This is a genomic window from Oribacterium sp. P9 (genome assembly GCF_046365365.1).
Classification (GTDB): Bacteria; Bacillota; Clostridia; order Lachnospirales; family Lachnospiraceae; genus Oribacterium.
The window spans coordinates 284,274-298,215 of the sequence record NZ_JBKEIS010000001.1 but is presented as its reverse complement, the minus strand read 5'-3'; the positions used below and the strand labels follow the sequence as shown (position 1 = coordinate 298,215).

General features: G+C 54.3%; 11 protein-coding genes. 2 read left to right on the top strand and 9 right to left on the bottom strand.

The window, feature by feature from the left end; all coding sequences use genetic code 11:
- Window positions 1-73 precede the first annotated feature (73 nt).
- The 3 genes from tgt to ACK8P7_RS01230 form a co-directional block, all read right to left on the bottom strand.
- Window positions 74-1,255 (bottom strand): tRNA guanosine(34) transglycosylase Tgt, encoded by a 1,182-nt coding sequence (tgt, locus tag ACK8P7_RS01240; RefSeq protein ID WP_410042401.1) that lies wholly within the window; start codon window positions 1,253-1,255, stop codon window positions 74-76.
- Between the two features lie 285 nt (window positions 1,256-1,540).
- A complete protein-coding gene (secD, locus tag ACK8P7_RS01235) occupies window positions 1,541-3,736 on the bottom strand; it encodes a protein translocase subunit SecD (protein WP_410042400.1) in 2,196 nt (731 codons plus the stop codon).
- A gap of 222 nt (window positions 3,737-3,958) precedes the next feature.
- The gene (locus tag ACK8P7_RS01230) at window positions 3,959-5,155 is read right to left on the bottom strand and encodes an A/G-specific adenine glycosylase (protein ID WP_410042399.1); all 1,197 of its coding nucleotides are present in this window, start codon (window positions 5,153-5,155) and stop codon (window positions 3,959-3,961) included.
- A gap of 123 nt (window positions 5,156-5,278) precedes the next feature.
- On the opposite strand from ACK8P7_RS01230, the gene ACK8P7_RS01225 reads away from it, so the two are divergent.
- Both ACK8P7_RS01225 and ACK8P7_RS01220 read left to right on the top strand, forming a co-directional pair.
- Complete coding sequence (locus ACK8P7_RS01225) at window positions 5,279-6,508, top strand: PLP-dependent aminotransferase family protein (RefSeq protein WP_410042398.1); 1,230 nt, start codon at window positions 5,279-5,281, stop codon at window positions 6,506-6,508.
- 25 nt (window positions 6,509-6,533) lie between these two features.
- Window positions 6,534-7,061: a signal peptidase II gene (locus ACK8P7_RS01220; protein ID WP_410042397.1), complete on the top strand. Its 528-nt coding sequence runs from the start codon at window positions 6,534-6,536 to the stop codon at window positions 7,059-7,061.
- Window positions 7,062-7,191: 130 nt separating this feature from the next.
- On the opposite strand, the gene ACK8P7_RS01215 is transcribed toward ACK8P7_RS01220, so the two are convergent.
- From ACK8P7_RS01215 to ACK8P7_RS01190, 6 genes are all read right to left on the bottom strand, one after another.
- Entirely contained in the window at window positions 7,192-7,791 is a 600-nt protein-coding gene (locus ACK8P7_RS01215) for a manganese efflux pump MntP family protein (RefSeq protein WP_410042396.1), read from the bottom strand.
- Between the two features lie 17 nt (window positions 7,792-7,808).
- Complete coding sequence (gene cls, locus ACK8P7_RS01210) at window positions 7,809-9,383, bottom strand: cardiolipin synthase (RefSeq protein ID WP_410042395.1); 1,575 nt, start codon at window positions 9,381-9,383, stop codon at window positions 7,809-7,811.
- 81 nt (window positions 9,384-9,464) lie between these two features.
- Window positions 9,465-10,475: a GGGtGRT protein gene (locus ACK8P7_RS01205; RefSeq protein ID WP_410042394.1), complete on the bottom strand. Its 1,011-nt coding sequence runs from the start codon at window positions 10,473-10,475 to the stop codon at window positions 9,465-9,467.
- A 24-nt stretch (window positions 10,476-10,499) separates the two neighbouring features.
- Window positions 10,500-11,192, bottom strand: a complete 693-nt coding sequence (locus ACK8P7_RS01200) for an iron-sulfur cluster assembly scaffold protein (protein ID WP_410042393.1) — start codon at window positions 11,190-11,192, stop codon at window positions 10,500-10,502.
- 171 nt (window positions 11,193-11,363) lie between these two features.
- A complete protein-coding gene (gene gltA, locus ACK8P7_RS01195) occupies window positions 11,364-12,758 on the bottom strand; it encodes an NADPH-dependent glutamate synthase (RefSeq protein ID WP_410042392.1) in 1,395 nt (464 codons plus the stop codon).
- A 14-nt stretch (window positions 12,759-12,772) separates the two neighbouring features.
- Window positions 12,773-13,654, bottom strand: a complete 882-nt coding sequence (locus tag ACK8P7_RS01190; RefSeq protein ID WP_410042391.1) for a sulfide/dihydroorotate dehydrogenase-like FAD/NAD-binding protein — start codon at window positions 13,652-13,654, stop codon at window positions 12,773-12,775.
- Window positions 13,655-13,942: the final 288 nt, after the last annotated feature.

Sequence of the window (13,942 nt, the reverse complement as noted above, 5' to 3'; positions counted from 1 at the left end):
CATAATTTTTTTACGCAATCAAACCATTTTGTGTGGGGGTGATTTTTCGAAAAATCAGTTTGGTAACAGTATATTATTCTTCGCCACGGTCGTAGGTCTCGAGCTTATCGAGGGCCTCCGCCTTCCAGCTGTCCCAGTAGCCTCCACGGATCGCACCGCGGATTTCCTCGGTCAGGTGGTTGTAGAAGTACAGATTATGCAGTACGCACATACGCATACCGAGAATCTCCTTCGCCTTCAGGAGGTGACGGATGTACGCACGGCTGTAGCCGCCGGTGTAGCTGCCATCCGCAAGCTTCCGTCCGGCACATACCGGGCACTTGCAGCCCTCCTCGATCGGACGATGGTCGAGCTCATACTTCTGGTTGAAGAGATTGATTTTCCCCTTATGCGTGTAGACATGACCATGACGTCCGTTTCTCGACGGATATACACAGTCGAAGAAGTCAATGCCTCTGTCCACGGCTTCGATGATGTTCGCCGGGGTACCGACACCCATGAGGTAGGTCGGCTTCTCCTTCGGCAGATGCGGCACCACGACATCGAGGATGTGGTACATCTGCTCGTGGGTCTCACCGACCGCGAGGCCGCCGACGGCATAACCATCGAGGTTCATCGCTGAAATCGTATCGGCATGCGCCGTACGGATGTCCTCGAAGATACCACCCTGGTTGATGGCGAACAGGAGCTGCTCCTTATTCACGGTATCCGGCAGACTGTTGAGACGGGCCATCTCATCCTTACAGCGCTGCAGCCAGCGGGTCGTACGCTCGACGGATGGCACGATGTACTTCCGGTCCTCGAGGGCCGGCGGGCACTCGTCGAAGGCCATCGCGATGGTCGAGCCGAGATTTGACTGGATCTGCATCGACTCCTCCGGTCCCATAAAGATACGGCGACCGTCGATGTGACTGTGGAAGGTGACCCCCTCCTCCTTGATCTTTCGTCCGGTACCGGCCAGGGAGAAGACCTGGAATCCGCCGGAGTCGGTCAGGATCGGACGATCCCAGTTCATAAACTGATGAAGACCGCCGAACTCCTTGATGAGCTGATCGCCGGTACGCACGTGGAGATGGTAGGTGTTGCTAAGCTCGACCTGGGTGCCGATCTCCCGAAGATCATCCGTCGACACGCCGCCCTTGATGGCAGCGACCGTGCCGACATTCATGAAGACCGGTGTTTCGATGTTTCCATGTACCGTCTCCATGTGAGCGGATTTCGCGCGTCCGCTGGTCGCGACAATTTCATACTTCATTCTCTGAACCTCGATTGCTTGATTCTCTCAAACGCAGACCGGGAAAGCAGCCCGGCGCGCATAGTTCCATTTTTTGATAGGGCTTCCCTCATGAAGAATCCATAACATATGGGGGTCAGACCCCCTTTCTGAAAGGCGTAAGTGGGATGCATCCCTCCGAGAGGGGGTCTGACCCCTTGGCCAGGATTTCAGTTAGGTATAGAAAAAGACCGATCCCGGAGGATCGGTCTCTAATGTAACGGAGATTTACAGATACGTCAAGCGCTCTGTCGAAAGCCGCAGGGCTTAAACCTGCTGGCCCTTCTGCATCTTCTGTGACTTCTTTTCAGCCTTCGCTGCCTTCTCGGCGGCCTTCTTCGCTGCCTTCTTCTTCGCAGCGTACATGCTGAGGTCATACCAGAGCGGGCCTGCGATCGTTACGGAGGACCAGCATCCGGAGACGATACCAACCATCAGCGGCATGGTGAAGTCGCGGATGGAGGATACACCCATCACGAAGAGTACCAGGACCATGATGAAGGTCGTGAGGGAGGTATTGATCGAACGGGTGAAGGTCTGGGAGATTGCGTCATTCACAACATTTGCCAGATCACCACGCTTCGTCGGATCCTCGAGATTCTCACGGATACGGTCGAATACAACGATGGTTGCATTGATCGAATAACCCACGATGGTCAGGATGCAGGCGATAAACGTAGAACCCACGGCCCACTTCAGTGCTGCATAGAACGCGGTCGTGATCAGAACATCGTGCGTCAGCGCCATAACCGCTGCGGATGCAAACTTGATATCCTTGAAACGGATCCAGATATAGATCAGCATGCAGACGATAGCGATCAGGAATGCCCAGACGGCATCCGCCTTCATCTCCTTCGATACGGCACCGGAGATGTTCTCGGTCGTAATCTTCGCTTCATCTACCTGGAACTCGTCGACGAGATCCTTATAGAGCTCGGTACGCTCCTCGGTTGTCAGTGTTCTGGTCTTGATGATGACCTCGTTCGTGCCGGCAACCTTCGAAGCCTGTACGGAAGCGGTGCCACCGGTGATGTTCTTGAAGATCGGTGCAACCTTCGCATCGATCTCCTCAAGGGACATGTCCTCGTTGAAGGTGACGTTCGTAGAAGAACCACCCTGGAAATCGAGGTCATAGTTGAACAGGTTTCCGAGAGAAGCCTTATTCATGCCCATGAACAGGAAGCCTGCGATGATAACCACCGCGGAGATGGTGTAGGCGATCTTACGGAACTTGATGAAATCAAGGATCTTCACATCCTTACGTACACCATAGAGTGCCGGACTCGTGCAGCCGAAGCTGATAAAGCATGCAAGGAGTGCTCTCGTAACGAAAAGTGCCGTGATCAGGGAGATCACGATACCGATCGCCAGGGTCGTTGCGAAGCCCTTGACGGTTCCGGAGCCTCTCAGGTAGAGAACGGCTGCTGCGATGAGGGTCGTAACATTACCATCGATGATGGCAGAAAGTGCCTTGCTGTAACCCGCCTTCACGGCCTGCTCGATCGTGCGACCGGCGCCCAGCTCTTCCTTCATACGTGTGAAGATGATGACATTGGCATCCACTGCCATACCGACAGAAAGGATGATACCGGCGATACCCGGGAGTGTCAGGGTGACCTCAAAGGCCTGCAGAAGCACGAGCTCGAGGCCGGTATACATGATCAGCGCAAGGGATGCTACGAAGCCCGGCAGTCTGTATACCGCGATCATAAAGAGCATAACGAGGACGAGGCCGACGAGACCTGCACGAAGGGAGGTCGAAATCGCTTCCTGTCCGAGGGTTGCACCGATCACGTTCGAACGAAGCTCCGTGAGCTGTACCGGAAGTGCACCGATACGGATCGTGGAGGCGATACGGGTCGCCTCATCGTAGTCGGTAATACCGGTAATGGAGGCCTGTCCACCCGTGATAGCTTCCTGTACGTTCGGTGCGGAGATGATCTGATCGTTATAGATGATGTAGAGTGGCTTACCGACATTGGCAGCAGTTGCATCTGCAAACTTCTTCGCACCGGCCTCGTTAAACTGAAGCTGGATGATATACTGACGGGATCCGTTCTGATCCGTCATACCCGCACTTGCGTTCTTTACATCATCACCGGTCAGGAGCACCTGGCCCTGCGAATCTGCGAACTGGAGTGTACCCGGCTCACCGAGCTCCTCGAGAATTTCATTTGCATCGGTTGCACCAGGGATATCGATGTTGATACGATTGCTTCCCTCCTGGTAAACCTGGGCCTCGGTCGAGTAGCCCTGTGCCTTCAGCTGGAGCTTATAGACGGTATCCGACATCTGCTCAGAGGTCGGGTTGTCTTCGGTGGTCTGGTAGGTGATGGAAACACCGCCGTTCAGATCCAGGCCCAGCTTAATGTCCTTCGCACCATGAACTCCGAGGAAGCAGAAACCGACGGTAATCGCCAGCACTGCCAGAAGTCCCAGTGCACCCTTCATCTTCTTGTTCATTGGAAAATCTTCCTTTATTATATAAAATTTGCCGGCTCCCGGGCGTGTACAGAGACCTCACCTGAGGGCAATAGCAAACGATATTATAACAAAACGCGGTATGACTAGCAAGGTTTCTGCGAAAAGACCTGTGTTTTCCGGGCTTTCCGGTCTCGTGTGACCAGGACAGGAGCGCCCGGAGGGCTGCCACCAGAAGCACAGTACTCCGGGCTTTCCTGCTTCTCATCCCTCTTCCGGGAGCAGGCTGCGATAGGCGGCGAAGGCGGAAGGGATCGAGTAGGTTTCGGCGAGCTCCTTCAGAGAGACGAGGAGGAGCTGATCGCTGTCGAAGGGGGCGAGTTCGTCAACGGTGATGGCGTAGCCGATCATGTGCCACTCGATGTGGCTGAAGATGTGCTTCGCGGCCGGCAGCGGGCGGATGCGGAGCGCCTGGATGCCGAGGCCGGCCACATACCGGAGGGCGTCCGCTTCGGAGAGGTGGCCTTCGGTGTTCGGAAACTCATAGAGGCTTGCGAGCAGGCCTTTCGGCGGTCGCTTGCCGATGACGATTCTTCCTGCGTCATGAATCAGCAAAACCGTGCGGTCCTCGATGCGACGTGCCTTCTTCTCTGGCATGACAGGGTAGGCGGTCTCTTCTCCACGGGCGTGCGCCGTGCAGAAGTCCCGGAGCGGGCAGTCTGTGCAGAGCGGTGCACGGTTCGGGAGGCAGATCGTCGCCCCAAGATCCATGAGGGCCTGGTTAAAGCTGCCCGGTGTGTAGAAACCGTGAGCAGCACACGTCGCCCGCTCTGCAACACGGTCTGCATCCGGAACGCCCGCCCCCGTATCCGTCAGTGACAGACGCGCTGTCTCAAGACATTTTTCTGCTGACGCCGTACCCTGCGTGGTGCGTACGCCCTCCGGCATCCAGCGAAGGTAGTATTCGGCAGCCACCTTTCGTGCCTTCTCCGTCTTGATATTCTCCGGATACGCGCTGAGCCGGGCGAATACGCGCAGGAGGTTTCCATCGACCGCCGGTACTTTCTCCCCGAAGGCGATGGAGGCGATGGCCGCCGCGGTATACGGTCCGATGCCTGTGATCCCGAGAAGCTTCTCATAGCTTCCCGGCATCTCCCCGCCATACGCTGTCATAATCTCCTCTGCCGCCTTATGCATATTCCGCACGCGGGAGTAGTAGCCGAGCCCCTCCCAGAGCTTCATGTAGACGTCCTCCGGGGCCTCTGCCAGCGCACGGATATCCGGGCAGCTCGCGAGAAAGCGTGCATAGTAGCCCTTCACGGTATCTACCCGGGTCTGCTGCAGCATGATCTCGGAGATCCACACATGGTACGGGGTCGGATTCTCACGCCACGGGAGGATCCGGCGCTTCTCCGCATACCACTCGATCAGCTTCTGTGTCATCTGTTCTGATATTTCCATCATTTGATTCCTATATGTCCTGTTGGTTCTGAAGCTATAGTATATACGCTGATGCCGATTTCGCACATCGAAATTTTCATGTTATAATCTGATTATAGATTTTCACGTCAGAAAAGAGAAGTTATGCGACCAGCAGATGAAACGAAACGACCAGCCTATCTGAAGATTTACGAAGCACTCCGCGGCGACATCACGAGTGGCGCCTATGCGCTCGGTGAGCGCGTACCGTCGAAGCGGACGATGGCGGAGCAGACCGATACCTCGGTCATCACGGTGGAGCACGCTTATAATCTCCTCATCGACGAGGGCTACATCGAGGCGCGCGAGCGCAGCGGTTACTTCGTCTGCTACCGCTCAGAGGATGCCTTCCCCGTCGGGGATGCTTCGGACGATGCAGACGGCCGGCACGCAGATGGCACGCCTTCCGGCTCTTTCGTCACCACCGGAGACAGTCGGCCGGCAGAGAATATGACCTTCCGAGCTTCAGCAGAAGCAGCGGGCGGAACCATGATCTCTGCATTGACCCAGGCAGAAGGCGTACCGGCGACGGATCAGTACGAGGCAGCCGCCACAGAGCTTTCCTTCGCGGGCTTCGCACGGACGATGCGGCGCGTACTGTCGGAATATGCGGAGGAGTGCATGCAGCGCTCACCGAACGAGGGAACACTCTACTTCCGCGAGAGCATCGCGCGCTACCTGCAGCGGAGCCGAGGCATCCATGTCGATGTTTCGCAGATCATCGTGGGAGCCGGATCCGAGTACCTCTACAGCCTGATCGTACAGATGCTCGGGCGTGAGCGGGTCTATGCGCTGGAGGATCCTTCCTACGAAAAGATACGGAGGGTGTATGAGGCGAACGGTGCGCACTGCGAGCTTCTGAAGCTCGGCCATCACGGCATTCACTCGAGTGAGCTCCGGCGTTCGAACGCAGGCGTACTGCATGTGACACCCTTCGACTCCTATCCGAGCGGTGTGACGGCGACGGCCGGCAAGCGACAGGAGTACATCTCCTGGGCGAAGCAGCGCCAGGCTATGATCATCGAGGATGATTACGCCTCCGAATTCTCACCCTCGACGAAATCGGAGGACACGCTCTTTTCGCTGGCACCAGAGGAGACGGTCATCTATATGAACACCTTCACGAAAACCATCTCCCCGGCGATCCGAACCGGTTATATGCTGCTCCCGAAGAAGTGGGCGGCGGAGCTGAAGGCAAAGATCAGCTTCTACTCCTGCACTGTTCCGACCTATGATCAGTATGTGCTCGCGGAGTATCTGAACAGCGGTGCCTTCGAGCGATATATCAACCGGGTGCGCCGGAAACGTCGTCAGGATCGAAAAAAACTGATATAATATAGTTTATAAAAGGAGGTGCCTTATGGGACTGATCAAGAATATGAAGACCACACATCTGATCTGGACGATTTCAGGTGAGTTCATGCACTATACGGCGATTGCGAGCCTCATCTGCTCCATCGACCAGATGTTTAAGACAGCGATCGATACCGAGCCGGAGGAGAACTTCCCTCGCGAGATGCCAGGCACAAAGGGCTATGTGCAGATCATGCGCGCACATAATCCGGGCTTCTCGAAGGGGCATCTCAAGGAATATCCGGAGTTCGTAAAGCTGAGCTCCATGGCCGCGGTCGGCTTCCTCGCCGGTGGACTCCAGTATATGACCGCCTACTTCCCGAAGCGCTATAAGCTCCGGAAGCTCGGCATGTCCATCGTGATCGGCGGTGCGCTCAGTAACGTTCTCGACCGCGGAATGCATGGCGAAGTCACGGACTACCTGAACATCCGCATCGGAAGCCTGAAAAAGATCATCGTGAACATCGGTGACATCGCGATCTGCCTCGGCGGCGCGCTGTATGCACTCGCTTCGCTTTTTGGGAGAGACGACTGATTCACAGAAGACGCCGCGCCACGTGTGCTTCACTCATGCCTATAAGAACAGCCAGCGGTCGAAAGGCCACTGGCTGTTATCATACGTACGACTATTCTGTCATGATCGGCAGATACCGCTGGTGAGCAGCTCATCCGAAAAACAGACCGCTGACGAAAATCTCGATCCCGATGCCGATCAGGATCACACCGCCGAGGATGGCCGCCTTACCGCTCAGCTTCGTGCCGGCCACGCGTCCGATCTGGAGTCCGCCGCTACAGATCACAAAGGTCACGACCGCGATGAGGATGGTCGCGGCCAATGCTTCCATCAGGTGGTACTCCGAAATCGTGAAGCCGACCGAAAGTGCATCGATCGAGGTAGCGACGCCCTGCATCGCGAGCTTCCCGAGCGGAAGCTTCGCATCCGTCTCTTCGATGCCACACTCCTCTCCCTCCGGGTTCCGAATCCCCTCCAGCAGCATGCTGCCACCGATATAGCAGAGAAGAATCAGCGCGATCCATGGAATCAGCTTCTGAAAGGCCTGAAAGTACAGCACGATCGTGTGGACCAGCACCCAGCCGAGCATCGGCATAAGCCACTGGAAGAACGCGAAGCAGCCGGCGATCCGGCCCATCTCCGCGCGCGGCATCTTCGGATTCGAGAGCCCATCCGCCATCGATACGGAAAAGGCATCCATCGCCAGACCGACGCCGATCAGCACGCTGTTTACTACAAAAGAAATTCCCATATACCTGTTCTCCAGCATCACATCAGCTCTGCAAAGAGGCGAAGGAAGAGCTGCCACAGTCGCTTAAAGGTTCCCCGGCGGCCGATGTGGTACTCATCCGTCACCTCGCGGCACTCCTTAAACGTACGGTCAAAGTCCGCCTTGATCTCCTGTACCGCTGCGCAGTCCGCCAGGAAGCAGCCGTTCTCGAAGTGGTGATACAGGGAACGATAGTCAAGGTTGATGGTACCGCAGGTCGCCATCCGATCATCGGCCACGCTCATCTTCGCATGGCAGAAGCCCGGCGTCCACTCGAAGATGCGGACACCATTCCGCACGAGGCCGTTATAGAAGGAGCGAGTGACACCGTAGACCATCCGCTTATCCGGGATACCCGGCGTGATGATCCGCACATCCACACCTCGCTTCGCCGCGAGTCCGAGTGCATGGTTCATCTCATCCGTGATGATCAGATACGGTGTGATGAAGTAGCAGTACTTCTCTGCTTTGTTCGCCATACTGATGTAGACATTCTCCCCGACCTGCTCGTCATCCATCGGACTGTCGGCATACGGCTGGATGAAGCCCGTCGGCTCCTTCGCGGTATAGTGATAGCTCTTCAGGAAACGAAGCGCATCCGGGTCGTCCCAGTCGGTCGCGCGGACAGCATTCCACATCTCGAGGAAGGTGAGGGTCATGCTCTGCACCGCTGGTCCCTCGATGCGGATACCGCTGTCCTTCCACTGCCCGTATGGGTGTGTCACATTGAAATACTCATTGGCGAGATTATAGCCACCGGTGAAGCCGACACGGTTATCGATGACGGTGATCTTTCGGTGATCACGGTAATTCAGGAAGAGGTTTGCGCCTGGTGCGAACGGATTAAATACACGGCAGTGAATCCCGAGTCGCTCCATCTTCTTCACGAAATCCGTCGTGATGAAGCCGATGGAACCCATATCATCATAGAACACACGCACATGGACGCCGGCCTTCACACGCTCGACGAGCACCTCCTCGATACGCCACCAGGACTCCTTATCCTCGATGGCATGGTACTCCATGAAGATGAACTGCTTCGCCTTCCGAAGGTCGCGAAGCTGCGCCTCCAGGCCCTTCGCGGCATCATCGTAATACTCGACATCCGTGTTCCGGTAAACCGGGTAGGAGGCATAATTCTGAAGATACTGTGCGATGGAGGCCGCTGCCGGATTCTCCTTTTTCAACGCTTCCAGATCCGCCGGATCCGCAGTATCCTTCAGTGCCGGGAACAGCACATGATCGATTTTCTGGTAACGCTCCCGCATCTTCCGTGTCGACACATCGAGACCGATGAGGAAGTACAGGACGATACCGAACACCGGAAACGCCATGATGAGGATGATCCACGGCATCTTCATCGAGCTCGTCTTATGCTGCCCGTAGATGACAAGCACCATGAGCAGTGCGATCACCTCCGTCACATTCTGTACCCACTCCGCGTACCGGCTCAGTCTCGTAAAAAAGGAGATGATCAGAAGAATCTGAATGATCAGTGCCAGCCCGACGAAAAGTGCCCGCAATATACCGTTTTTATTCGCTGCCTTTCCTTCTTCCGTGCTGAAATCAGCCATATATTCACATCCTTTCGATTTTTAAAAACGAGGGGCTATCGAAGCGATAACCCCTCGTTCGTATAATTGTGGAAAAATCCTTTAGAACTTGCCAGCCTTTGCAGCCTCAGCGACAGCTACGGCAACGGATACAGTAGCGCCAACCATAGGGTTGTTGCCCATGCCGATCAGACCCATCATCTCTACGTGTGCAGGTACAGAAGAGGAGCCAGCGAACTGTGCATCACTGTGCATACGGCCGAGTGTATCGGTCATACCGTAGGAAGCAGGACCTGCTGCCATGTTATCCGGGTGAAGTGTACGTCCGGTTCCTCCGCCTGATGCTACGGAGAAGTACTTCTTACCAGCCTCGAGGCGCTCCTTCTTGTAGGTGCCTGCAACCGGGTGCTGGAATCTGGTCGGGTTGGTAGAGTTACCAGTGATGGAAACGTCTACGTTCTCCTTCCACATGATGGCTACGCCCTCTGGAACAGAGTTTGCGCCATAGCAGTTAACCTTCGCTCTTGGGCCATCGGAATAAGCGATGCGCTCTGTCTCGGTGACGGTGTTGGTATATGGATCATACTCAGTCTCAACGAAGGTGAATCCGTTGATTCTGGAGATGATCTTCGCAGCGTCCTTGCCGAGGCCGTTCAGGATAACACGAAGCGGCTTCACACGAACCTTGTTTGCGTTGTTTGCGATACCGATCGCACCCTCAGCGGCTGCGAAGGACTCGTGACCTGCGAGGAAGCAGAAGCACTCGGTTTCCTCAGAAAGGAGCATCTTGCCCAGGTTACCATGGCCGAGACCTACCTTACGGTTGTCTGCTACGGAACCAGGGATGCAGAAGGACTGAAGTCCCTCACCGATTGCAGCGGCAGCGTCAGCTGCGTTTCTGCAGTTCTTCTTGATTGCGATTGCAGCACCTACGATGTAAGCCCAGCAAGCATTCTCGAAGCAAATGGTCTGAACGCCCTTTACCATGTTGTAAACATCGAGGCCAGCGTCTTCTGTAATCTTACGAGCTTCTTCGATATCAGCGATACCGTACTTATTTAAAGCTTCATTGATCTGCTTGATACGTCTCTCGTATCCCTCAAATAATGCCATCTTAATTTCCTCCTTCTGAGCTTATCACTGCTTACGTGGATCGATGAACTTAACAGCATCGTCGATACGACCGTACTGGCCCTTTGCCTTCTCCCATGCTGTGGTAGGATCATCACCCTTCTTGATGAAGTCTGTCATCTTACCGAGGTTAACATACTTGTAACCGATAATCTGATCATCCTTATCCAGTGCGATGTCAGTTACATAACCCTCAGCCATCTCAAGGTAACGAGGTCCCTTCTTCAGTGTACCGTACATGGTACCAACCTGGGAGCGGAGGCCCTTACCAAGGTCCTCAAGACCTGCACCTACGGCAAGTCCGTCATCGGAGAATGCAGACTGAGAACGGCCATATGCAATCTGGAGGAACAGCTCTCTCATGGCTGTGTTGATTGCATCACATACGAGGTCGGTGTTTAATGCCTCGAGAACGGTAAGACCCGGAAGAATCTCTGCAGCCATCGCAGCAGAATGCGTCATACCAGAGCAGCCGATGGTCTCGACAAGTGCCTCCTGGATGATACCTTCCTTAATATTCAGAGAAAGCTTGCAGGCACCCTGCTGTGGTGCACACCAGCCTACACCGTGTGTGAATCCGGAAATATCCTTTACTTCCTTGGACTGTACCCACTTTCCCTCTTCAGGAATAGGAGCAGCACCATGATGAACACCCTGTGCGATAGGGCACATGTTCTCAACCTCATTTGTATAGGTCATATGAATCTCCTTTCAACAATCCACGCAAATTCGAAAACGTGAACGACGCAAAATTCAAATTTCCACAGCATAAAACACTGTCTTGGAAACTTTGTCTATTTTCTCACAAAGAAGGCGTGTATTCAAGTGAATACACGCCGAAAATTTCATGTATACAAAATTCTTTTATGATTACTCTGTGGTGCGGCCCATGAGATAATCATCGATGCCCTTTGCAGCAGCCTTACCGGCACCCATCGCAAGGATAACGGTTGCAGCGCCGGTTACAGCATCACCACCGGCATAAACGGCGGTCTTCGAAGTCTGTCCGTTCTCCTCCTTCGCGATGATACAGCCATGCGAGTTGGTGTCGAGACCAGCGGTTGTATCCTTGATGAGCGGGTTCGGAGAGGTACCGAGGGACATGATGACCATATCGCAATCCATGTCATATACATCGCCAGGGATCGCTTCTGGTCTACGACGACCGGATGCATCCGGCTCACCGAGCTGCATACGCTGAATCTGAACGCCCTTTACCCAGTCATTCTCATCGGTATAGATCTGAATCGGATTCTCGAGGAGATCGAAGATGATACCCTCCTCCTTCGCGTGATGAACCTCCTCACGACGTGCCGGAAGCTCTTCCTCGGAACGACGGTATACGATATGTACCTCTGCGCCGAGACGAAGTGCGGTTCTCGCAGCATCCATCGCTACGTTACCACCACCGACAACGACGACCTTCTTACCAACCTTGATCGGCGTATCGGAATCATCACGATAAGCCTTCATAAGATTATTACGTGTCAGGAACTCATTTGCGGAGTAAACACCGTTTGCAGACTCGCCCGGGATGTTCATGAAGCGAGGAAGACCTGCACCGGAGCCGATAAATACGGCATCGAAGCCCTCTTCTGTGAGCAGGTCATCGATGGTCAGGGAACGACCGATGATAACGTTGGTATCGATCTTTACACCGAGCTTCTTTACGTTCTCGATTTCCGGCTTTACGACACGATCCTTCGGAAGACGGAACTCTGGAATACCATATATGAGAACGCCACCTGGCTGATGGAATGCCTCAAAGATGGTTACATCGTAGCCGAGCTTTGCAAGATCGCCTGCGCAGGTCAGTCCGGAAGGACCGGAACCGATGACGGCTACCTTCTTGCCATTCGGTGTGCCCGGCTTCGCAGCCACATAGTCATGCTCTCTCGCCCAGTCCGCTACGTAACGCTCGAGCTTACCGATGGAGATCGCCTCACCCTTGATACCACGTACGCACTTACCCTCGCACTGTGTCTCCTGAGGGCAGACACGTCCGCATACTGCTGGAAGTGCAGAGGACAGTGCGATCACATCTGCTGCTGCCTCGATATTGCCTTCCTTTACGTGATGGATGAAGCCCGGAATGTTGATGGAAACAGGGCAACCCTTCACGCACATAGGGTTCTTACACTCGAGGCAACGGGTCGCCTCAAGGTGTGCTTCTTCGTCATTATATCCGAGACAAACCTCTTCGAAGTTTGTTGCTCTTACCTTCGCATCCTGCTCGCGGACAGGAATTCTATTCTTAACGTCCATTCTCTGCCTCCTGATTATTTATCTGCTTCGCAGCCGCCGGAGTGTGTAGCACCCTCCTGTAATGCGAGCATCGCTCTTCCCTCTTCATCCTTGTACTGTCTCTGACGCTTCATCGCGAGGTCGAAGTCTACGAGATGTCCATCAAACTCAGGTCCATCCACGCAGGCAAACTTCACCTTATCGCCGACGATCAGACGGCAGGCACCGCACATGCCGGTACCATCGATCATGATCGGGTTCATGGAAACGATGGTCGGGATGCCGAGATCCTTTGTGGTGAGGCAGGCAAACTTCATCATGATGACTGGTCCGATGGCTACGCACTTCGTATACTTCTTGCCGTCTTCATTGACCAGCTTCTTCAGAATGTCGGTTACGACACCCTTCTCGCCGTAGGAGCCATCATCTGTACATACATAGACATTGGCCGCCACCTTGCGAAGATCCTCTTCCATAATCAGAAGATCCTTGTTTCTCGCACCGAGGATGACATCCGCCTCGATGCCGTGCTCATGCAGCCACTTCACCTGCGGATAAACCGGCGCAGCACCAACACCGCCGGCAATGAAGATAAATGACTCCTTCTTCAGCTCCTCGATCGGTGTGTCGATCATCTCGGACGGTCTGCCGAGCGGTCCTACGATATCCGTGAAAGAATCACCGGCCTTCAGGTGGCTCATCTTCTCGGTGGAAGCGCCGACTACCTGGAATACGATGGTGATGGTCTCTGCCTCCCGATCGTAATCTGCGATGGTAAACGGAATTCTCTCGCCCAGCTCTCCGAGCTTCGCAATCATAAACTGACCAGGCTCACACTTCTTGGCAACAAATGGTGCCTTGATGACCATAAGCCAGTCCTTGTCAACAAGGTGCTCAACTTTGGTTATTTCGTACATGATTTCCTCCATGTTCTTCGTTCTCTGAGATTCCAGAACGCAGAGCGACTTCTGCGACTGAATCACAATACTTTTATTATAACATTTCCCATCGCAATCTCAACAAAAGTTTCACAGGATTGCTGTTTATTTAACGATCTCTTTATGGCTTTTATACATATCATTCATATATTCTCCGGCTGCTTCACAGCAGAAAGTACGTTTTCTGCCACTTCTGTATCGTCAGTGATGCCGCTTCCTATATATAAGGAAAACGGTGGATGCTTATCTGTCCGTACAATTCAAAAA